Origin of the sequence: Streptomyces sp. NPDC088157 (genome assembly GCF_044741545.1) — a bacterium.
In the GTDB taxonomy this organism is placed as follows: Bacteria; Actinomycetota; Actinomycetes; order Streptomycetales; family Streptomycetaceae; genus Streptomyces.
In genome coordinates this window covers 248,092-267,798 of record NZ_JBIUSU010000012.1, presented here as the reverse complement: position 1 = coordinate 267,798, position 19,707 = coordinate 248,092, and the positions used below count along the sequence as shown (strand labels likewise).

At 66.6% G+C, this 19,707-nt stretch carries 29 protein-coding genes and 5 pseudogenes; 3 read left to right on the top strand and 31 right to left on the bottom strand.

What is annotated here, in order from left to right:
• The 30 genes and pseudogenes from ACIPFH_RS38595 to rpsJ all read right to left on the bottom strand — a co-directional run.
• Positions 1-362 (bottom strand): annotated as a pseudogene (locus ACIPFH_RS38595) (DNA-directed RNA polymerase subunit alpha); the annotation flags it as partial.
• A 175-nt stretch (positions 363-537) separates the two neighbouring features.
• Entirely contained in the window at positions 538-942 is a 405-nt protein-coding gene (gene rpsK / locus ACIPFH_RS38590; RefSeq protein WP_010354218.1) for a 30S ribosomal protein S11, read from the bottom strand.
• Positions 943-1,007: 65 nt separating this feature from the next.
• On the bottom strand, positions 1,008-1,388 hold the full coding sequence (gene rpsM, locus ACIPFH_RS38585) for a 30S ribosomal protein S13 (RefSeq protein WP_057584669.1): 381 nt from the start codon (positions 1,386-1,388) through the stop codon (positions 1,008-1,010).
• Positions 1,389-1,617: 229 nt separating this feature from the next.
• The gene (gene rpmJ / locus ACIPFH_RS38580) at positions 1,618-1,731 is read right to left on the bottom strand and encodes a 50S ribosomal protein L36 (RefSeq protein ID WP_003998809.1); all 114 of its coding nucleotides are present in this window, start codon (positions 1,729-1,731) and stop codon (positions 1,618-1,620) included.
• A gap of 72 nt (positions 1,732-1,803) precedes the next feature.
• A complete protein-coding gene (infA, locus tag ACIPFH_RS38575; protein WP_003948620.1) occupies positions 1,804-2,025 on the bottom strand; it encodes a translation initiation factor IF-1 in 222 nt (73 codons plus the stop codon).
• A gap of 333 nt (positions 2,026-2,358) precedes the next feature.
• A pseudogene (locus ACIPFH_RS38570) lies at positions 2,359-2,517 on the bottom strand (type I methionyl aminopeptidase); the annotation flags it as partial.
• A gap of 105 nt (positions 2,518-2,622) precedes the next feature.
• Positions 2,623-3,459, bottom strand: a complete 837-nt coding sequence (map, locus tag ACIPFH_RS38565) for a type I methionyl aminopeptidase (RefSeq protein WP_401834002.1) — start codon at positions 3,457-3,459, stop codon at positions 2,623-2,625.
• A 107-nt stretch (positions 3,460-3,566) separates the two neighbouring features.
• Positions 3,567-4,229: an adenylate kinase gene (locus ACIPFH_RS38560; RefSeq protein ID WP_401834000.1), complete on the bottom strand. Its 663-nt coding sequence runs from the start codon at positions 4,227-4,229 to the stop codon at positions 3,567-3,569.
• Positions 4,229-5,542, bottom strand: coding sequence for a preprotein translocase subunit SecY (gene secY / locus ACIPFH_RS38555; RefSeq protein ID WP_307164919.1), 1,314 nt, complete (start codon positions 5,540-5,542; stop codon positions 4,229-4,231). The genes ACIPFH_RS38560 and secY overlap by 1 nt, the downstream gene beginning before the upstream one ends.
• A gap of 257 nt (positions 5,543-5,799) precedes the next feature.
• Positions 5,800-6,255 carry a 50S ribosomal protein L15 gene (gene rplO / locus ACIPFH_RS38550; protein WP_189190330.1) on the bottom strand — a complete coding sequence of 152 codons (456 nt, stop codon included), beginning with the start codon at positions 6,253-6,255 and terminating at the stop codon, positions 5,800-5,802.
• Between the two features lie 2 nt (positions 6,256-6,257).
• Positions 6,258-6,440, bottom strand: a complete 183-nt coding sequence (rpmD, locus tag ACIPFH_RS38545; protein WP_005313525.1) for a 50S ribosomal protein L30 — start codon at positions 6,438-6,440, stop codon at positions 6,258-6,260.
• Positions 6,440-7,045 (bottom strand): 30S ribosomal protein S5, encoded by a 606-nt coding sequence (gene rpsE / locus ACIPFH_RS38540; RefSeq protein WP_006376045.1) that lies wholly within the window; start codon positions 7,043-7,045, stop codon positions 6,440-6,442. Before rpsE ends, rpmD begins: the two co-directional genes overlap by 1 nt.
• Positions 7,046-7,109: 64 nt before the next feature.
• Positions 7,110-7,493: a 50S ribosomal protein L18 gene (gene rplR / locus ACIPFH_RS38535; protein WP_020132625.1), complete on the bottom strand. Its 384-nt coding sequence runs from the start codon at positions 7,491-7,493 to the stop codon at positions 7,110-7,112.
• 3 nt (positions 7,494-7,496) lie between these two features.
• On the bottom strand, positions 7,497-8,036 hold the full coding sequence (gene rplF, locus ACIPFH_RS38530; protein WP_307164916.1) for a 50S ribosomal protein L6: 540 nt from the start codon (positions 8,034-8,036) through the stop codon (positions 7,497-7,499).
• 24 nt (positions 8,037-8,060) lie between these two features.
• A complete protein-coding gene (gene rpsH / locus ACIPFH_RS38525) occupies positions 8,061-8,459 on the bottom strand; it encodes a 30S ribosomal protein S8 (RefSeq protein WP_030788259.1) in 399 nt (132 codons plus the stop codon).
• Between the two features lie 213 nt (positions 8,460-8,672).
• Positions 8,673-8,858 (bottom strand): type Z 30S ribosomal protein S14, encoded by a 186-nt coding sequence (locus ACIPFH_RS38520; protein WP_030890724.1) that lies wholly within the window; start codon positions 8,856-8,858, stop codon positions 8,673-8,675.
• Between the two features lie 5 nt (positions 8,859-8,863).
• Complete coding sequence (gene rplE, locus ACIPFH_RS38515) at positions 8,864-9,421, bottom strand: 50S ribosomal protein L5 (RefSeq protein WP_030788262.1); 558 nt, start codon at positions 9,419-9,421, stop codon at positions 8,864-8,866.
• Positions 9,421-9,744, bottom strand: coding sequence for a 50S ribosomal protein L24 (gene rplX, locus ACIPFH_RS38510; protein WP_030039760.1), 324 nt, complete (start codon positions 9,742-9,744; stop codon positions 9,421-9,423). Before rplX ends, rplE begins: the two co-directional genes overlap by 1 nt.
• Positions 9,745-9,746: 2 nt before the next feature.
• Positions 9,747-10,115, bottom strand: a complete 369-nt coding sequence (gene rplN, locus ACIPFH_RS38505; RefSeq protein WP_003992364.1) for a 50S ribosomal protein L14 — start codon at positions 10,113-10,115, stop codon at positions 9,747-9,749.
• A 130-nt stretch (positions 10,116-10,245) separates the two neighbouring features.
• Positions 10,246-10,533, bottom strand: a complete 288-nt coding sequence (gene rpsQ / locus ACIPFH_RS38500; RefSeq protein WP_020132629.1) for a 30S ribosomal protein S17 — start codon at positions 10,531-10,533, stop codon at positions 10,246-10,248.
• Positions 10,533-10,757, bottom strand: a complete 225-nt coding sequence (gene rpmC, locus ACIPFH_RS38495) for a 50S ribosomal protein L29 (RefSeq protein ID WP_005481220.1) — start codon at positions 10,755-10,757, stop codon at positions 10,533-10,535. Before rpmC ends, rpsQ begins: the two co-directional genes overlap by 1 nt.
• Entirely contained in the window at positions 10,757-11,176 is a 420-nt protein-coding gene (gene rplP, locus ACIPFH_RS38490) for a 50S ribosomal protein L16 (protein WP_006140905.1), read from the bottom strand. Before rplP ends, rpmC begins: the two co-directional genes overlap by 1 nt.
• A gap of 5 nt (positions 11,177-11,181) precedes the next feature.
• Positions 11,182-12,018: a 30S ribosomal protein S3 gene (gene rpsC / locus ACIPFH_RS38485; protein ID WP_057584676.1), complete on the bottom strand. Its 837-nt coding sequence runs from the start codon at positions 12,016-12,018 to the stop codon at positions 11,182-11,184.
• Entirely contained in the window at positions 12,018-12,365 is a 348-nt protein-coding gene (rplV, locus tag ACIPFH_RS38480; RefSeq protein ID WP_054238783.1) for a 50S ribosomal protein L22, read from the bottom strand. Before rplV ends, rpsC begins: the two co-directional genes overlap by 1 nt.
• A gap of 42 nt (positions 12,366-12,407) precedes the next feature.
• Positions 12,408-12,689: a 30S ribosomal protein S19 gene (gene rpsS, locus ACIPFH_RS38475; RefSeq protein WP_020132632.1), complete on the bottom strand. Its 282-nt coding sequence runs from the start codon at positions 12,687-12,689 to the stop codon at positions 12,408-12,410.
• A gap of 12 nt (positions 12,690-12,701) precedes the next feature.
• On the bottom strand, positions 12,702-13,538 hold the full coding sequence (gene rplB / locus ACIPFH_RS38470) for a 50S ribosomal protein L2 (RefSeq protein WP_030039757.1): 837 nt from the start codon (positions 13,536-13,538) through the stop codon (positions 12,702-12,704).
• A gap of 40 nt (positions 13,539-13,578) precedes the next feature.
• Positions 13,579-13,998, bottom strand: coding sequence for a 50S ribosomal protein L23 (gene rplW, locus ACIPFH_RS38465; protein WP_356249904.1), 420 nt, complete (start codon positions 13,996-13,998; stop codon positions 13,579-13,581).
• The gene (gene rplD / locus ACIPFH_RS38460) at positions 13,998-14,654 is read right to left on the bottom strand and encodes a 50S ribosomal protein L4 (RefSeq protein ID WP_020132635.1); all 657 of its coding nucleotides are present in this window, start codon (positions 14,652-14,654) and stop codon (positions 13,998-14,000) included. Before rplD ends, rplW begins: the two co-directional genes overlap by 1 nt.
• 7 nt (positions 14,655-14,661) lie before the next feature.
• Positions 14,662-15,306 carry a 50S ribosomal protein L3 gene (gene rplC / locus ACIPFH_RS38455; protein ID WP_401833992.1) on the bottom strand — a complete coding sequence of 215 codons (645 nt, stop codon included), beginning with the start codon at positions 15,304-15,306 and terminating at the stop codon, positions 14,662-14,664.
• Positions 15,307-15,323: 17 nt separating this feature from the next.
• Complete coding sequence (gene rpsJ / locus ACIPFH_RS38450) at positions 15,324-15,632, bottom strand: 30S ribosomal protein S10 (RefSeq protein WP_003948644.1); 309 nt, start codon at positions 15,630-15,632, stop codon at positions 15,324-15,326.
• 573 nt (positions 15,633-16,205) lie between these two features.
• Here rpsJ and ACIPFH_RS38445 point away from each other — a divergent pair.
• The 3 pseudogenes from ACIPFH_RS38445 (at position 16,206) to ACIPFH_RS38435 (ending at position 18,358) form a co-directional block, all read left to right on the top strand.
• A pseudogene (locus tag ACIPFH_RS38445) lies at positions 16,206-16,720 on the top strand (ATP-binding protein).
• Between the two features lie 149 nt (positions 16,721-16,869).
• A pseudogene (locus ACIPFH_RS38440) lies at positions 16,870-17,715 on the top strand (helix-turn-helix domain-containing protein).
• A 104-nt stretch (positions 17,716-17,819) separates the two neighbouring features.
• A pseudogene (locus ACIPFH_RS38435) lies at positions 17,820-18,358 on the top strand (Uma2 family endonuclease).
• A gap of 111 nt (positions 18,359-18,469) precedes the next feature.
• Here the strand turns inward: ACIPFH_RS38435 and tuf are convergent.
• Positions 18,470-19,663 carry an elongation factor Tu gene (gene tuf, locus ACIPFH_RS38430; protein ID WP_356262612.1) on the bottom strand — a complete coding sequence of 398 codons (1,194 nt, stop codon included), beginning with the start codon at positions 19,661-19,663 and terminating at the stop codon, positions 18,470-18,472.
• Between the last annotated feature and the right edge of the window lie 44 nt (positions 19,664-19,707).

Here is a 19,707-nt window from a genome sequence, read left to right as displayed (position 1 = left end):
GGGTTGTGCACCTCGACACCGGCCGGGGGCGCGATGTCGGCGGCGGTGACCAGACCCGGGCCCTGCTTGCGCAGGTACATCACGACCGGCTCGTCGTGCTCGGACGACACGACCAGCTGCTTGATGTTCAGGATCAGGTCGGTGACGTCCTCCTTGACGCCCGGCACGGTGGTGAACTCGTGCAGCACGCCGTCGATACGGATGGACGTGACCGCCGCACCCGGGATCGAGGACAGGAGGGTCCGGCGGAGGGAGTTACCGAGGGTGTAACCGAAGCCCGGCTCCAGCGGCTCGATCACGAACCGGGAGCGGAACTCGTCGACGACCTCTTCGGTCAACGAGGGACGCTGAGCGATCAGCATGTGGCGATCAGATCCTTCTTTCGTGGACGCCCGCTATTTGACGCCCGACGGAACCGTGCGCACTCACCGCACGGGTACTGCAAGGGTACGGGCGATACGGCCCCTTTACGGAGCCGTACCGCCCGAAAGCCTCAGACCGACACGCGGCCGTTCCCGACCGACGTGAGCCGGTGCGTCAGACGCGACGACGCTTCGGCGGACGGCAGCCGTTGTGCGGGGTCGGGGTGACGTCCTGGATGGAGCCGACCTCGAGGCCCGTCGCCTGCAGGGAGCGGATGGCGGTCTCACGACCGGCGCCCGGGCCCTTGACGAAGACGTCGACCTTGCGCATGCCGTGCTCCTGCGCGCGACGGGCAGCCGACTCGGCGGCCATCTGCGCGGCGAACGGCGTGGACTTGCGCGAGCCCTTGAAACCGACGTGGCCGGCGGAGGCCCACGAGATCACGTTTCCGGCCGGGTCCGTGATGGACACGATCGTGTTGTTGAACGTGCTCTTGATGTGCGCCTGGCCGTGCGCGACGTTCTTCTTTTCCTTGCGGCGCACCTTCTTGGCAGCGCCCTGACGTCCCTTGGGGGGCATCTAATAACTCCTACGGGAGGTGGTCGGTCCTACAGCGAAGACCGCTGATGAGCGTCCGCTGAGGACTACTTCTTGCCCGGCTTCTTCTTGCCGGCGATGGCGCGACGCGGGCCCTTGCGGGTACGAGCGTTCGTGCTGGTGCGCTGACCGCGGACCGGCAGACCACGACGGTGACGGAGACCCTGGTAGCAACCGATCTCGACCTTGCGGCGGATGTCGGCCTGGACCTCGCGACGGAGGTCACCCTCGGTCTTGATGTTGGCGTCCACGTACTCGCGGATCGCGACGAGCTGCTCCTCGGAGAGGTCGCGAACGCGGGTGTTCGGGTCGACGCCGGTCGCTGCCAGCGTCTCCTGGGAGAGGGTCCGGCCGATGCCGAACACGTAGGTGAGGGCGACCTCCACACGCTTTTCGCGCGGGATGTCGACACCGGAAACGCGTGCCATTCAATGGCTCCAGTTGATCTTCGGAGGTCTTCCACAGATCCGCCTCCCATCCGCCGGCCTCCTCGTACTGTGCGGTAGACACAGCCGAGGATTAGGTACGAACTGGGTCCCCGGCCTCCGAGCCGGGGGTGTCAGACGAGTGAACCCGCCTGGGACCTGCGTATGAACAGTTGCTCGCGTCGCGCGAAGTCTCTGCGATATCGATGCAGAGGGTGTGATCTCTGAGCGATCAGCCCTGGCGCTGCTTGTGGCGCGGGTTCTCGCAAATGACCATGACCCGACCGTGACGGCGGATCACCCTGCACTTGTCGCAGATCTTCTTGACGCTCGGCTTGACCTTCATGGGATGTGAGGTTCTCCGGGTCAGTTGCCGGCAACCCCGCACGCGGGAAAGCGCACGGAGCCGGGGCAAGATCTACTTGTAGCGGTAGACGATCCGGCCACGCGTGAGGTCGTACGGAGACAGCTCCACCACGACCCGGTCGTCAGGGAGGATACGGATGTAGTGCATACGCATCTTGCCGCTGATGTGTGCCAGGACCTGGTGGCCGTTCTGGAGCTCGACCTTGAACATGGCGTTCGGAAGAGACTCGACGACAGTGCCCTCGATCTCGATGGCACCTTGCTTCTTGGCCACGCTTCGCCCTTCGAATCGACTACCTTGATCGACTCCCCTGCGTTTCCCTTACGGGTGCATGCAGACATGCGGGTGCACGAGAGCCGACGAGTCAGTCTACGTCAGGCCCCGCCGAAAGACGAATCCTGAAGTCTGCCCCACAGAGGAGATCCTTAAGCGAAGCCCGCGTCCCACCCGGCATCTCAGCCCGACCGGCGTGCTTTCAGCCCGTCCGGCGTTCGAGGACGAGGCCGTCCAGGCCGAAGGGGGGTCTGGGGGCACAGCCCCCAGGGACGGGAAGGGAAGGGCGGCTGGGGCGAGCAACCCCACAGCGCGCCCCGGGAGGGGAAAACCTCAGGCGAGCGGGTTCGGCGCCGCCACGACCCCATGCTCCGCCGGCTTCGCCCGACCCCTGTCGGGAGACGTGAGCACCAGCGGCCCGCACTCCGTCAGCGCGACGGAGTGCTCCCAGTGCGAGGACCAGGTCCCGTCGGTGGTGATGACGGTCCAGTCGACCCACTTCCGACGCCCCTCTCGCGGGCTCGGCGCCCGAAGCGCCTCACAAGCTTCGAGCGGCTGCGCCGGCCTCCGACCCGGCGACCCGGGCCTCGGCAGCCCTCATCCCAGCGGGTCCGGTGCCGCCGCAACCCCGTGCTCCGCCAGCTTCGCCCGACCCCCGTCGGGAGACGTGAGCACCAGCGGCCCCTCCTCCGTCAGCGCGACGGAGTGCTCCCAGTGCGAGGACCAGGTCCCGTCGGTGGTGATGACGGTCCAGTCGTCCTCGAGGACCTCGGTGCGCGGGGTGCCCAGGGAGACCATCGGCTCGATGGCCAGGCAGAAGCCGGGCACCAGCTTCGGGCCCTTGCCGCGCCTGCGGTCGACGTAGTTCAGGAGGTGGGGGTCCATGTGCATCTCGGTGCCGATGCCGTGGCCGCCGTAGTCCTCGATGATGCCGTAGCGGCCGCCGCCGGGCTTGGGCTGACGGCGGATGTAGGTCTCGATCGCGCGGGAGACGTCGACCAGGCGGTTGCCCGGCTTCATGGCGGCGATGCCGGCCCACATCGACTCCTCCGTCACCCGGGAGAGCTCGATCAGCTCCGGCGCGTGGCCCGAGCCGACGAACGCCGTGTACGCCGCGTCACCGTGCCAGCCGTCGACGATCGCGCCGCAGTCGATGGAGATGACGTCGCCGTCCTTGAGGACGACCTCGTCGGAGGGGATGCCGTGGACCACCACGTCGTTGACCGAGGTGCAGATCGTCGCCGGGAAGCCGCCGTAGCCCAGGAAGTTCGACTTCGCGCCGTGCTCCGCCAGGACCTTGCGGGCGACGTCGTCGAGGTCCTTCGTCGTCGCCCCGGGCACCGCCGCTTCGCGCGTGGCCGCGTGGATGGCGGCGACGACCAGCCCCGCCGCCCGCATCTTGGCGATCTGCTCGGGGCTCTTGATCTGCACCATGGGGGGCCTGCGCTCTCCGTCACTCAGGTCGGTCAGGGGTCACGTATGTACACAACAGTACGGCCGTGGTGTCCGGAAGGACTCCACGGCCGTACGGGGAACGACGACTACTGGTCGTCGCCCTCGCGCTTCAGTGCGGCCAGCGCACGGGCGGTGACCTCTTCCACCGGGCCCATGGCCTCGATGGTCACGACCAGGCCCTGCGCCTTGTAGTAGTCGATGATCGGCTCGGTCTGCGTGTGGTAGACCTCGAGCCGCGTGCGGACCGTCTCCTCGGAGTCGTCGTCCCGCTGGTACAGCTCGCCGCCGCAGACGTCACAGACGCCCTCCTCGGCGGACTGCTTGTACGTCACGTGGAAGACGTGCGAGGAGTCGTTGCGGCAGATGCGCCGGCCGGCGATCCGCTTGACGACCTCCTCCTCCGGGGCCTCCAGGTCCAGTACCGCGTCCAGCTTGATGCCCTCGGTGGTGAGGAGCTCGTCGAGCGCCTCGGCCTGCGAGACGTTGCGCGGGAAACCGTCCAGCAGGAAGCCGCGCTCGGCGTCCGGCTGCTCCATACGGTCCTTGGCCATGGCGATGGTGACCTCGTCGGGGACGAGGTTGCCGGCGTCCATGTAGGACTTCGCGAGTTTCCCGAGTTCCGTCTGCTGGCTGATGTTGGCGCGGAACAGGTCGCCCGTGGAGATGTGCGGAACGCGCAGCTTCTCGGCCAACCGTGTGGCCTGCGTTCCCTTTCCGGCGCCCGGCGGCCCGACGAGGACGATACGCATCAGCGGAGGAACCCTTCGTAATTGCGCTGCTGGAGCTGGCTCTCAATTTGCTTCACCGTCTCGAGACCGACACCCACGATGATCAGGATGCTGGTACCACCGAACGGGAAGTTCTGGCTTGCCCCGAAGCCAACCAACGCCATCGTCGGTACAAGAGCGATCAGACCCAGATACAGCGAACCCGGCCAGGTGATCCGGTTGAGCACGTACGAGAGGTACTCAGCGGTCGGTCGGCCAGCCCGGATGCCCGGGATGAAGCCACCATACTTCTTCATGTTGTCGGCTACTTCCTCGGGGTTGAAGGAGATAGCCACGTAGAAGAACGCGAAGAAAACGATCAGCAGGAAGTACATGCTGATGTAGATCGGGTGGTCGCCCTTGGTCAGGTTGGTCTCGATCCAGGTCTTCCAGCTGGAGGTTCCGCTGGAGAACTGGGCGACGAGGGCCGGGATGTAGAGCAGCGAAGAAGCGAAGATGACCGGGATCACACCGGCCTGGTTCACCTTCAGCGGGATGTACGTCGAGGTACCGCCGTAGGACCGGCGGCCGATCATGCGCTTCGCGTACTGCACGGGGATACGACGCTGGGCCTGCTCGACGAAGACCACCAGACCGACCATGACCAGGCCGACCAGGATGACGGTGCCGAACTCGATCCAGCCGCCCGCGAGCGTGCCCTGCTTCTTGATGGCCCACAGGGCCGAGGGGAAGGTCGCCGCGATCGAGATGAACATCAGGATCGACATGCCGTTGCCGATGCCGCGGTCGGTGATGAGCTCACCGAGCCACATGACCATGGCCGTACCGGCGGTCATGCAGATGACCATGGTGATCGTGGTGAAGATCGCCTGGTCCGGGACGATGCTCGAGGCGACCGTGCAACCGGAGAACAGGGCGCCGCTGCGGGCGGTGGCCACCAGGCCGGTGCCCTGCAGAATGGCGAGCGCCACGGTGAGGTAGCGGGTGTACTGCGTGATCTTCGCGGTGCCGGCCTGGCCCTCCTTCTTGAGGGCTTCCAGACGCGGGATGACCACGGTCAGCAACTGAAGGATGATGCTCGCCGTGATGTACGGCATGATGCCCAGCGCGAAGATGGTGATCTGCAGCAGCGCGCCACCGCTGAACATGTTCACCAGACCGAAGAGGCCCTGGTTGCCGGACGCCTCGTCCACACACCGCTGAACCGACGTGTAGTCGACACCGGGAATCGGGATATGCGTTCCGAGCCGGTAGATCACGATGATGGCGAGCGTGAAGAGCAGCTTCTTGCGCAGGTCGGGCGTCCTGAACGCCCGGGCGAACGCGGTGAGCACGGTGCCTCCTGCGACCCCCGCGCATCTGCGTCAAGGGTGACGGTCTTGAGGGTCCAATAAGAACAACGACAACGACAACGACATGTGTAACGGTCGACTGCCACTCAAGGTGCCCCATGGGAAGCATCTTGTGAAAGTAGGCAGTGGAGGTCACCTTACCGGCGAGAGTACCGCCCTAGGAACGACCAACCGGGGATACCCCATATGTGGGATATCCCCGGTCGGGATCGCTCAGGTCATCGAGGCGCCTGTGGTGTTCAGACGAGCTCGGTGACGGTACCGCCGGCGGCGGTGATCTTCTCCTTGGCGGAGCCGGAGACGGCGTCGACCGTCACCTGCAGCGCCACGGAGATCTCGCCCTGGCCGAGGACCTTGACGAGGCTGTTCTTGCGAACGGCGCCCTTGGCGACGAGACCCTCGACGGTGACCTCGCCACCCTCCGGGTACAGCGCGCCCAGCTTGTCGAGGTTCACGACCTGGAACTCGGTCTTGAACGGGTTCCTGAAGCCCTTGAGCTTCGGGAGACGCATGTGGAGGGGCATCTGCCCACCCTCGAAGCGCTCCGGAACCTGGTAACGGGCCTTCGTGCCCTTGGTACCACGACCGGCCGTCTTACCCTTCGACGCCTCACCACGACCCACACGGGTCTTGGCGGTCTTGGCGCCCGGGGCGGGACGGAGGTTGTGGATCTTGAGCGGGTTGTTCTCCGCCATGATCAGTCGACCTCCTCAACCGTCACGAGGTGGCGGACGGTGTGCACCATGCCGCGGAACTCGGGGCGGTCCTCCTTGACGACCACGTCGTTCAGGCGCTTGAGCCCGAGCGAACGCAGGGTGTCACGGTGGTTCTGCTTGCTGCCGATGTACGACTTCGTCTGCGTGATCTTGAGGCGGGCCATTACGCACCAGCCCCGGCACGCGCACGAAGCAGAGCCGCGGGAGCGACGTCCTCGAGGGGCAGACCGCGGCGGGCCGCGATCTCCTCGGGACGCTGCAGGCCCTTCAGGGCCGCCACGGTCGCGTGCACGATGTTGATCGCGTTCGACGAACCGAGCGACTTCGACAGGATGTCGTGAACGCCGGCGCACTCGAGCACGGCACGCACCGGGCCACCGGCGATAACGCCGGTACCGGGGGAAGCAGGCTTGAGCAGGACGACGCCCGCGGCCTTCTCGCCCGTGATCGGGTGCGGGATGGTGCCCTGGATACGCGGGACCTTGAAGAAGTGCTTCTTGGCCTCCTCAACGCCCTTGGCGATGGCGGCCGGCACCTCCTTGGCCTTGCCGTATCCGACACCCACGGTGCCGTCACCGTCGCCCACCACGACCAGCGCGGTGAAGCTGAAGCGACGACCACCCTTCACAACCTTGGCGACACGGTTGATCGCGACAACGCGCTCAACGTACGCGGTCTTCTCGGCGGCAGCAGCGCCGCCGTCACGGCCCTTCCGGTCCCGCCGCTCGCCGCCACCGGCACCGCTTCCGCGGCGCTGGGGTCCAGCCATTGGATTACCTCTCTCTTTTTCCGCTAGCTACGCAGCGACCTAGGTCGCTAGCGCGACGGGCGACTCAGAACTTGAGTCCGGCTTCGCGGGCGGCGTCCGCCAGGGCGGCGATGCGCCCGGCGTACTGGTTGCCACCACGGTCGAATACGACAGCCTCGACACCGGCGGCCTTGGCGCGCTCGGCGACCAGGGCGCCGACCGACTTGGCCTGCGCGGACTTGTCGCCCTCGCCGCCGCGGATCGTCGTGTCCAGGGTCGACGCCGACGCCAGGGTGTGACCCTTGATGTCGTCGATGACCTGAGCCACGATGTGGCGGTTCGAGCGTGTCACGACCAGGCGCGGACGCTCAGCCGTACCCGAGATGTGCTTACGGATCCGGATGTGGCGACGCTTGATCGCGGCACGCTTGTAAGCGTCGCCCTTGAGGATCTTCTGTCCGTATGCCATGGCTTACTTACCCGCCTTTCCGACCTTGCGGCGGATGACTTCGCCCTCGTACTTGACGCCCTTGGCCTTGTACGGGTCGGGCTTGCGCAGCTTGCGGATGTTGGCCGCAACCTCGCCGACCTTCTGCTTGTCGATGCCCTCGACCGAGAACCGGGTGGGGTTCTCGACCTTGAAGGAGATTCCCTCGGGGGCCTCGACGGTGATCGGGTGGCTGTAACCGAGCGCGAACTCGAGGTTCGAGCCCTTCGCGGTCACGCGGTAACCGACACCACTGATCTCGAGCTTCTTCACGTAACCCTGGGTCACGCCGGTGATCATGTTCGCCACCAGCGTGCGGGACAGGCCGTGCAGGGCCTTGCTCTGACGCTCGTCGTTGGGGCGGGTGACGTTCAGAACGCCGTCCTCACCCTTGGCGATCTCGATCGGCGAAACGACGGTGTGGGACAACGAGCCCTTGGGGCCCTTGACCGAAACCGTCTGGCCGTCGATGGTGACGTCCACGCCGGCGGGAACCGTGATAGGGAGCTTGCCAATGCGCGACATAGCTGTTTCCTCCGTTCCCTTCCGCTACCAGACGTAGGCGAGAACTTCTCCGCCTACGCCCTTCTTGCCGGCCTGCTTGTCGGTGAGGAGACCGTGCGACGTGGAGATGATCGCCACGCCGAGGCCACCGAGCACCTTGGGCAGGGAGGTGGACTTCGCGTAAACCCGGAGACCGGGCTTGGAGATCCGCTTGATGCCCGCGATGGAGCGCTCACGGTTCGGGCCGAACTTGAGCTCGAGGGTGAGGTTCTTGCCGACTTCGGCGTCCTCGACCTTCCAGCCCGTGATGAAGCCCTCCTGCTGGAGGATCTCCGCGATGTGAGACTTGATCTTGGACGCCGGCATCGTCACGGAATCGTGGTACGCCGAGTTCGCGTTCCGCAGACGCGTCAGCATGTCTGCGATCGGATCAGTCATGGTCATGAATTGGCCTGTGGCCTCTCTCGCCGGGGTTTCCTGTTGCGCCATCCCTCTCCCCGATCCGAGACGGGGCGGGTGCGGCGCGGTGGACCTACGGCGTAGTAAGTCGTACGGGCGACCGTCAGGTGCCCAACCCTCCAAGCCTAAGCCATGAAGAGGTGGGCACCTGACACGCCCATTGCTTACCGAGAGCCTCTGGAACCCCTAAAAGGGGGTTTACCAGGAGCTCTTGGTCACGCCCGGCAGCTCGCCGCGGTGAGCCATCTCACGAAGGCACACACGGCAGAGGCCGAACTTGCGGTACACGGAGTGGGGACGGCCGCAACGCTGGCAGCGGTTGTACGCCCGCACAGCGAACTTGGGCTTACGAGCAGCCTTTGCGATCAGAGCCTTCTTCGCCATCTCGCTCACGCCTCCTTGAAGGGGAAGCCGAGGTGACGAAGGAGCGCACGGCCCTCAGCGTCGTTGGTCGCCGTGGTGACCACGGTGATGTCCATACCCCGGACACGGTCGATCTTGTCCTGGTCGATCTCGTGGAACATGACCTGCTCCGTGAGACCGAAGGTGTAGTTGCCACGGCCGTCGAACTGCTTGGGGGACAGACCACGGAAGTCGCGGATGCGCGGGAGCGCCAGCGACAGGGTGCGGTCCAGGAACTCCCACATGCGGTCGCCACGAAGCGTGACGTGGGCACCGATCGGCTGACCCTCGCGCAGCTTGAACTGCGCGATGGACTTGCGGGCCTTGGTGACGGCCGGCTTCTGACCGGTGATCGTGGTGAGGTCGCGGATGGCGCCCTCGATCAGCTTGGAGTCGCGGGCGGCGTCGCCCACACCCATGTTGACCACGATCTTGACGAGGCCGGGGATCTGCATGACGTTCTCGTAGGAGAACTCCTCACGCAGCTTGCCCGCGATCTCCTCGCGGTACTTCGTCTTCAGACGCGGAGTCGTGGTGGTAGCCATCAGATGTCCTCACCCGTCCGCTTGGCAACGCGGATCTTGTTGCCCTCGTCGTCGAAGCGGTAACCGACGCGCGTGACGACCTTGTTGCCGTCCTTCTCCACGACCAGCTGAACGTTGGACACGTGGATCGGGGCCTCGGTGGTCACGATGCCGCCGGCCTGGGAGCCCTTGGCGGTCGGACCGGCCTTCGTGTGCTTCTTGACCCGGTTGACACCCTCGACCAGGACGCGGTCCTCGCGGGGGAAGGCCGCGATGACCTTGCCCTGCTTGCCCTTGTCCTTACCCGTGATGACCTGGACCAGGTCGCCCTTCTTGATCTTCATGCTTACAGCACCTCCGGAGCCAGCGAGATGATCTTCATGAACTTCTTCTCGCGCAGCTCCCGGCCGACCGGGCCGAAGATGCGGGTGCCACGAGGGTCGCCGTCGTTCTTCAGAATGACAGCGGCGTTCTCGTCGAAGCGGATGTACGAGCCGTCCGGACGACGGCGCTCCTTGACGGTGCGAACGATGACCGCCTTGATGACGTCACCCTTCTTCACGTTGCCGCCGGGGATCGCGTCCTTGACGGTGGCGACGATGACGTCACCGATGCCCGCGTAGCGGCGACCGGAGCCACCGAGCACACGGATGCAAAGGATTTCCTTCGCACCAGTGTTGTCGGCGACGCGAAGTCGCGACTCCTGCTGGATCACGTCTATCTCCTGTGTGTCTGCCGGTTCCCCGCAGGGGCCTCGTGACGAGGGCCCCTGCGGAGCCTGGCGGAACTGTCCTGCGAGGGATGCCCCGCAGGCCTGCTTACTGGAACTCCCTTGCGGGAATTACCTACTTGGCCTTCTCGAGGATCTCGACGACGCGCCAGCGCTTCGTCGCGGACAGCGGCCGGGTCTCCGCGAGGAGGACACGGTCGCCGACGCCCGCGGCGTTCTGCTCGTCGTGAGCCTTGAGCTTGTTCGTACGGCGGATGACCTTGCCGTACAGCGCGTGCTTCACGCGGTCCTCGACGGCGACGACGACGGTCTTGTCCATCTTGTCGCTGACGACGAGACCCTCACGGGTCTTGCGGAAACCGCGCGCCTCGGGGGTGTTCTCAGTCACGTTGCTCTCGCTCATCAGGCGCTCTCCACCGTCTCGATGCCCAGCTCGCGCTCACGCATCAGGGTGTAGATCCGCGCGATGTCCTTACGGACGGCCTTCAGCCGACCGTGGTTCTCGAGCTGACCCGTCGCCGCCTGGAAGCGGAGGTTGAACAGCTCTTCCTTGGCTTCGCGGAGCTTGTTGAGAAGCTCCTCGTCACCCAGTTCGCGCAGCTCGGACGCCTTGGTACCGGCCGACATCACGCTTCACCTGCCTCGCGCTTGACGATCCGGCACTTCATCGGCAGCTTGTGGGCTGCGCGAGTGAGGGCCTCACGGGCGATCTTCTCGTTGGGGTAGGACAGCTCGAACATGACCCGTCCCGGGTGCACGTTCGCGATCCACCACTCCGGAGAACCCTTACCGGAACCCATGCGGGTCTCGGCAGGCTTCTTCGTGAGCGGGCGGTCCGGGTAGATGTTGATCCAGACCTTGCCACCACGCTTGATGTGGCGGGTCATCGCGATACGGGCCGCCTCGATCTGGCGGTTGGTCACGTACGCCGGCGTGAGGGCCTGAATGCCGTACTCGCCGAACGAGACCGTCGTACCGCCCTTGGCCTGACCACGGCGCTTCGGGTGGTGCTGCTTGCGGTGCTTGACCCTACGGGGGATCAGCATGTCGGTCAGGCCTCCGTTCCGGTGCTCTCAGCCGGAGCGGCAGCCGCCGGAGCCTCGGCCTTGGGGGCCTCGGCAGCGGGAGCCTGCTGCGGCTTACGACCGCGACCGCCGCGCTCGCCACCACGGCCACCACGGGCCGGGCGGTCGGCGCCGCCGCCACCACGTGCCGGGCGGTTGCCGGCGCGGGCTGCGGCGTTCTCGGCGCGGACCTCGGCGATGTTCTTGACATCGCCCTTGTAGATCCAGACCTTCACACCGATGCGGCCGAAGGTCGTCTTGGCCTCGAAGAAGCCGTAGTCCACGTTCGCGCGGAGCGTGTGCAGGGGCACACGGCCCTCGCGGTAGAACTCCGAGCGGGACATCTCGGCGCCACCGAGGCGGCCACCGCACTGGATCTTGATGCCCTTGGCGCCGGCCTTCATCGCCGACTGCATGCTCTTACGCATGGCGCGACGGAAGGAGACGCGGGAGGAGAGCTGCTCGGCGACGGCCTGGGCCACCAGCTGAGCGTCGACCTCGGGGTTCTTGACCTCGAGGATGTTCAGCTGAACCTGCTTCTTGGTCAGCTTCTCCAGGTCGCCGCGGATACGGTCGGCCTCGGCGCCGCGGCGGCCGATGACGATGCCCGGACGCGCGGTGTGGATGTCGACGCGGACCCGGTCACGGGTGCGCTCGATCTCCACCTTCGAGATGCCGGCGCGCTCCATGCCGGACGTCATCATCCGACGGATGGCGACGTCTTCTCCGACGTATTCCTTGTACGACTTGTCGGCGTACCAACGGGACTTGAAGTCCGTGGTGATGCCGAGCCGGAACCCATGCGGGTTAACCTTCTGGCCCATTACCGGGATCCTTCCTTGCTGCTGAGGACCACGGTGATGTGGCTGGTCCGCTTGCGGATCCGGTACGCGCGGCCCTGGGCGCGCGGACGGAATCGCTTCAGGGTCGGACCCTCGTCGACGTACGCCTCGGAGATGAAGAGGCTGTCGGCGTCAGTGTGGTCGTAGTTGTGCGCGGCGTTGGCGATGGCGCTGTCAAGCACCTTGCCGACCGGCACGCTCGCGGCCTGCGGGGCGAAACGCAGGACCGCCTGAGCCTCCGTGGCGTCCATGCCACGGATAAGGTCCACCACCCGGCGGGCCTTCATGGGCGTGACGCGGATGTACCGCGCCTGGGCCCTGGCTTCCATGGTTGTCCTTCCAGTGTCTGTCATGGTCATTCCACCCCGCGATTAGCGGCGCTTCGACTTCCGGTCGTCCTTGACGTGACCCCGGAAGGTGCGCGTCGGCGAGAACTCGCCGAGCTTGTGGCCGACCATCGACTCGGTGACAAACACCGGAATGTGGGTCTTGCCGTTGTGCACCGCGATCGTGTGACCCAGCATGGCCGGGATGATCATCGAGCGACGGGACCAGGTCTTGATGACGTTCTTGGAACCGGCTTCGTTCTGGGCGTCCACCTTCTTTACGAGGTGTCCGTCGACGAAGGGCCCCTTCTTGAGACTGCGCGGCATCTAAACCCGCTCCTAGCGCTTCTTGTTCGTCTTGCGGCGGCGGACGATGTACTTGTTCGAAGCCTTCTTGGGCGAACGAGTACGACCCTCCTTCTGACCCCAGGGGCTGACCGGGTGGCGACCACCGGAGGTCTTGCCCTCACCACCACCGTGGGGGTGGTCAACCGGGTTCATCGCCACACCGCGAACGGTCGGGCGGACGCCCAGCCAGCGCTTGCGGCCGGCCTTGCCCCAGTTGATGTTGCTCTGCTCGGCGTTGCCGACCTCGCCGACCGTGGCGCGGCAGCGCTGGTCGACCAGGCGGATCTCACCGGACGGCATGCGGAGGTGGGCCATCGTGCCCTCCTTCGCGAGCAGCTGCACGGAGGCGCCGGCGGAGCGGGCGAACTTGGCACCGCCACCGGGACGGATCTCGATCGCGTGGATCGTGGTACCGACCGGGATGTTGCGGAGCGCCAGGTTGTTGCCCGGCTTGATGTCGGCCCCGGGACCGTTCTCGACGCGGTCACCCTGCTGCAGGTTGCGCGGGGCGAGGATGTAGCGCTTCTCGCCGTCCGCGTAGTGCAGCAGCGCGATGCGCGCGGTGCGGTTGGGGTCGTACTCGATGTGCGCGACCTTCGCCGGCACGCCGTCCTTGTCGTGACGACGGAAGTCGATCACTCGGTAGGCGCGCTTGTGTCCGCCACCCTGGTGGCGAACGGTCACACGACCGGCGTTGTTACGGCCGCCCTTGCTGTGCAGCGGGCGGACCAGCGACTTCTCCGGCGTGGACCGCGTGACCTCGACGAAGTCGGCGACGCTGGAGCCACGACGGCCCGGCGTAGTCGGCTTGTACTTGCGGATTCCCATTATTCAGTCCTCGTCCGATATCGGACGATCCGGACCGCCCTCAGGCGGTCGGACCGCCGAAGATGTCGATACGGTCGCCCTCAGCAAGGGTCACGATCGCGCGCTTCGTGCCGGCGCGCTGACCGAAACCGGTCTTGGTGCGCTTGCGCTTGCCGATGCGGTTGATCGTGTTGACCCCGGTGACCTTGACCGAGAAGACCGCCTGGACGGCCTGCTTGATCTGGGTCTTGTTGGCGCCGGGCGCGACGATGAAGGTGTACTTGCCCTCGTCGAGCAGCGCGTAGCTCTTCTCCGACACGACCGGCTTCAGCAGGACGTCACGGTGGTCCGTGAACGACTTGCTGACCGGGGTGACGACGGTGTTCTTGCCTTCGGTGGCGTGGCGCTTCGCCTTGGCGACGCGCGCGGCCTTGGCGAGCTTGGCCGCCTTGGAGGCGATGCTCGGGTGACGCGTAGCCATCAGGCGTCACTCCCTTCGGTGTCGTTGGCCTGCGGGCCGGCGACGAAGGACTCGAGAGCGGCCTGGGTGAAGACCACGTCGTCCGAGACGATCACGTCGTACGTGTTCAGCTGGCCCGGCTCCAGGATGTGCACCTGGGGCAGGTTGCGGGCGGACAGCCACGCGGCCTCGTCGGCGCGGTCGACGACCAGGAGCAGGTTCTTGCGCTCCGAGATCTTGCCGAACAGCGTGCGAGCGGCCTTCGTGGAGGGAGCCTCGCCCTCGATCACGCCGGTGACGACGTGAATGCGGTTGTGGCGGGCCCGGTCGGTGAGGGCGTGACGCAGAGCGGCAGCCTTCATCTTCTTCGGGGTCCGCTGCGAGTAGTCACGCGGCTGCGGGCCGTGGACGACGCCACCGCCGGCGAACTGCGGCGCGCGGGTCGAGCCCTGGCGCGCGCGGCCGGTGCCCTTCTGGCGGTAAGGCTTCTTACCGCCACCGCGGACTTCACCGCGGCGCTTGGTCTTGTGCGTGCCCTGGCGGGCAGCCGCGTTCTGCGCGACGACGACCTGGTGGATCAGCGGGATGCTGATCTTCTCCACGCCGAAGATCTCCGCGGGGAGCTCGACGCTTCCGGTCTTCTCGCCTGCAGGCGAAAGGATGTCAACAGTGCTCATCGGTACCTCAGGCCCCCTTGGCCGCGGTGCGGACCAGGACGAGGCCGCCGTTCGGACCGGGGACAGCGCCCTTGATGAGCAGCAGACCCTTCTCCGCGTCAACGGCGTGGACGGTCAGGTTCTGGGTGGTCACGCGCTCGTTGCCCATGCGACCCGCCATGCGGAGGCCCTTGAACACGCGGCCCGGGGTGGCGCAGCCACCGATGGAACCGGGCGAGCGGTGCTTGCGCTGGGTGCCGTGTCCGGCGCCGAGGCCCTTGAAGTTGTGACGCTTCATGACACCGGCGAAGCCCTTGCCCTTGCTCTTGCCGGTCACGTCGACCTTCACGCCGGCCTCGAACACCTCAGCGGTGATCTCCTGGCCGAGCGTGTACTCGGAGGCGCCCGCGGTGCGGATCTCGACGAGGTGGCGACGGGGGGTGACGTCGGCCTTGGCGAAGTGACCCTTGAGGGGCTTGTTCACCTTGCGCGGGTCGATCTCGCCGAAGGCGATCTGGACCGACTCATAGCCGTCACTGTCGTTCGTACGGACCTGGGTCACGACGTTGGGGCCGGCCTTGACGACGGTGACCGGAACAACACGGTTGTTCTCGTCCCACACCTGCGTCATGCCGAGCTTCTCGCCCAGGATGCCCTTGATCTGCTTAGCCATTCTCAGATCACCGGCCCCTAGAGCTTGATCTCGATGTCGACACCGGCCGGGAGGTCGAGTCGCATCAGAGAGTCAACGGTCTTGGGCGTCGGGTCGAGAATGTCGATCAGGCGCTTGTGCGTGCGCATCTCGAAGTGCTCGCGCGAGTCCTTGTACTTGTGCGGCGACTTGATGACGCAGTACACGTTCTTCTCAGTGGGCAGCGGCACCGGGCCCGCGACCGACGCACCAGTGCGGGTCACCGTCTCGACGATCTTCTTCGCCGAGGAGTCGATGACCTCGTGGTCGTAGGCCTTGAGCCGGATGCGGATCTTCTGTCCCGCCATGGCTACTCAGTAGTCCTGTCTCTTCTAACGCTCTGGAACCAGATGGTCCGTTCACTTCGTTCCTCCGACCCACGCGGTCGGGTGTGTCGCGCTGTCGCCGACATGGATGTCCCTTGTTCGAACATCCCTGCTGGGAAAGCACGGCCCTTCCGGAACCGCAAGCCGGGGACGAAAGGCCCACCGGGTGCCTGGTCGGTGCTGCACTGACACTTCCCGAAAGATTCCCGTACGTCCGCCCCAGCGCTGCCATCAGGCAGTTAGGGCGACGAGTACTGTGGGACTCGCTTCCGGTCCTCCCGGCGGGAGGCGCGCAGCATCAACACTCAACCGAGCAACTCCGACAGTCTGCCATATGGGGCACAGCCCTGGCCAATCGAGCCGGAGACAATACCCCGGGAGTGACGCAGGTCAAACGCCCTCCCCCTTGGGGGGCGTCTCGCACCCTGGGGTGACTTGACGGCGGTTCCGCACGTCACGCGGCATGCTGCGGGGCGCACTTGGCCTTCAGGATCAGGGCGTACGAACCCATCCAGGACTGCGAGGCCCGCCTCCGGTTCTACGGCGACAGCTGGAATACCCCCCATCCGCAACTTCGACGTGCGCCTGTCCCCCACGCCCCGCGGAGTCCGGCTGGCCCGTCTGCTCGCCACCGAGCAGCTCCGCTCGTGGGCGTTGCCGCTGGACCCGGCGGCGCACATCGTCGCGGAACTCGCCGCAAACGCCGTCACCCACGGGCGCGTCCCCGGCCGCGACACTTCCAGCTGCTCCTCTACGTCATCGGCGACGCCCTCCGCATCGAGGTGGCGGACACGCGCGGTGACCGGATGCCGTGTCCGCGACCGGCCGGCGGGGACGGCGAGTCGGGCCGGGGGCTGCTTCTCGTGGACGCACTCGCCGACCGCTGGGGGGGGTGACCGAGGGACGGTGGCCGCGCAAGACGGTCTGGGCGGAACTCCCACGTTCCACCGGAACGCGGATCCTCGCGCTTCGGTGCCGCGGGCGGTCTTTCCCAAGCAACTACCGAGGTGAAAGAACCCGTCCAAGCCCCACCCCTCCCGCCCGTCGGCCCACATCACTCCCGCGGGTGAATATGCCAACTCAGGTGGATTCGGGCCGGGTTGTCTGCTCTACGCTCAGCGCAGCACCACCACCACACAGCCGCAGACATGCGACGGCCCCCGCCGGGACTGCAATCCCAGTGCGAGGGCCTGACCACCGAGGAAGAAGCACCTTCCTGATGGATACGGAAAACCCTAGCGCGCCCTCGTGCGCCGAGTCCCGCACCCCGCGCAAAAACCACCCCCACGCGGGCGGACTCACCCACGACAACGCCCGCCACACCACCCGCTTCACGGTGATCGGCAACCACCTCGCCCAGCACCAGGAGCTGTCGCTGCTCGCGATCGGCCTCGGCGTGCACATCCAGTCGCTGCCGCAGGGCGTCCGCGTCGACATCAAGTCCCTCACCGCCCGCTTCCCCGAGGGCGCGACCCGCATCGCCGCCGCCCTGCGCGAGCTGGAGTCGCACGGCTACCTGCGCCGCACCCGCGAGCGCAGCCCCGACGGCCGCGTCGTCACCCGCACGGTGTCCTGCAACCAGCCCGGCCACCGGGACCGGCGGCCGGCAGCGGATCGCCCCCACGGACGAAGCGCCGCGCCACCCCGCAAGGCCCTCCCCGCCGTGCCACGCCCCGCGTACCCGGCTCCCGCCCTCGTCCAGGCGGCTACGGACCTCCTCGCCCGCATGCGCCGCCACGACCCCCGCCTCCTGCTGTCCGCCACGGACGTGGAGCACCTGGCTCCCGGAGTCGCCGCCTGACTGGAACGGGACGTCGGCCCCGCAGCCGTGGTGCAGGGCCTCACCGCGGACCTCCCGGCAGCCCCGCTGCGCAGACCGGCCGCCCTTCTGGCCCACCGCCTCGCCGCCCAACTCCCGCCCCCACCGCCCTTCCGGGCGCCATCGGAGGCTCCACCGTCGGCGCGAGGTCCGATCCCCACCTGCGACGGCTGCGACCGCCCCTTCCGCTCACCGGCCCGAGGACTCTGCCGCGACTGCCGAACCGATCACCCGGAGGCCGCCTAGCATGAGCGAGACGATCCTTGCCCCTGGGCACAGACGACGAGGAGCGAGCGCCATGACCATCCTCGGACAACCCTCAGCAGGGCGCCTCCCTCCTCTACCGGGCCATGCGGGACTTCGTGGAGTCGGCGGACGACGACCTCCCCGGCAAGTTCGAGATCACCAAGGAAGGGATCGTCCTCGACACGATGTCGCCCACGAGGCCGCACGAGCTCACCGTGCTGCGCCTCCGGAAGCGCCTGGAAAAGGCGATGCCGGACGAGATCGTGGCCCACACCGGTGAACCCGACGTGGAGGACGAACCCGAGGGCATCATGCGCCGCCCCGATGTGATGGTGATCGCCGAGGCGGACATGGAAGGAGAAGGCTCCTTCGATCCCCGGTCGCTCGTCGCCGCCATCGAGGTCGTCTCGCGCTCCAACCCGGACAACGACTGGGTGAGCAAGGCGCGCGACTACCCCTGATGGGCGTTCCCGTCTACGCGATCTTCGACCCCCGCACCGGAACGGGCGCGGTCCTCAGCGACATCCACCCCACCCCCGCCGGCCCCCGCTACGCCACCCGCAAGGACTTCGTCTACGGCGAGGACGTCACCGTCGTGGACTGGACCATCTCCACCGAGGATCTCCCCCGGTACCCCGCCTGAGCAGGTCCGCCCCCCGGAGCAGCCCACGCGAAAGGGCCCGTACGACCGGAGTCGTACGGGCCCTCTCAGGTGCTCAGCTCAAGCTGGAGCAACCAGATCGATCAGCAAGAACTACTTGGTGATCTTGGTGACCTGGCCGGCGCCCACCGTGCGACCACCCTCACGGATGGCGAACTTCAGGCCCTCTTCCATGGCGATGGGCTGGATGAGCTCCACCTTCATCTCGGTGTTGTCACCCGGCATCACCATTTCGGTGCCCTCGGGGAGGGTCACAACGCCCGTCACGTCCGTCGTACGGAAGTAGAACTGCGGACGGTAGTTGTTGAAGAACGGCGTGTGGCGGCCACCCTCGTCCTTGGACAGGATGTAGGCCTGGGCCTCGAAGTCGGTGTGCGGCGTGACCGAACCCGGCTTGATGATGACCTGGCCGCGCTCGACGTCCTCGCGCTTGATGCCGCGGAGCAGCAGACCGACGTTCTCACCGGCCTGGCCCTCGTCGAGCAGCTTGCGGAACATCTCGATGCCGGTGACCGTGGTGGTGGTCTTCTCGTGCTTGATGCCGATGATGTCAACGGTCTCGTTGACCTTCAGGACACCACGCTCGATACGGCCGGTGACGACCGTACCGCGACCGGTGATCGTGAAGACGTCCTCGACGGGCATGAGGAACGGCTTGTCGACGTCACGCTCGGGGGTCGGGATCGCCTCGTCGACGGCGGCCATGAGGTCGAGAACCGACTGACCCCACTCGGCGTCGCCCTCGAGCGCCTTGAGCGCCGAGACCTTGACGACCGGCAGGTCGTCGCCCGGGAACTCGTACTCGGAGAGGAGCTCACGGACCTCGAGCTCGACGAGCTCCAGGATCTCCTCGTCGTCCACCATGTCGGCCTTGTTCAGGGCGACGACGATGTACGGAACGCCGACCTGGCGGGCCAGGAGCACGTGCTCCTTGGTCTGCGGCATCGGGCCGTCGGTGGCGGCGACCACGAGGATCGCGCCGTCCATCTGCGCGGCACCGGTGATCATGTTCTTGATGTAGTCCGCGTGACCCGGGCAGTCGACGTGGGCGTAGTGGCGGCCCTCCGTCTGGTACTCGACGTGCGCGATGGAGATGGTGATACCGCGCTGACGCTCCTCAGGAGCCTTGTCGATCTGGTCGAAGGCCGAGGCCTCGTTCAGGTCCGGGTACTTGTCGTGCAGCACCTTGGTAATGGCGGCCGTGAGGGTCGTCTTACCGTGGTCGATGTGACCGATGGTGCCGATGTTGACGTGCGGCTTAGTCCGCTCGAACTTCGCCTTCGCCACGGGGGTCCTCCTGGGAGTGGTTCTGGAACGCCTTGCTTCATCGG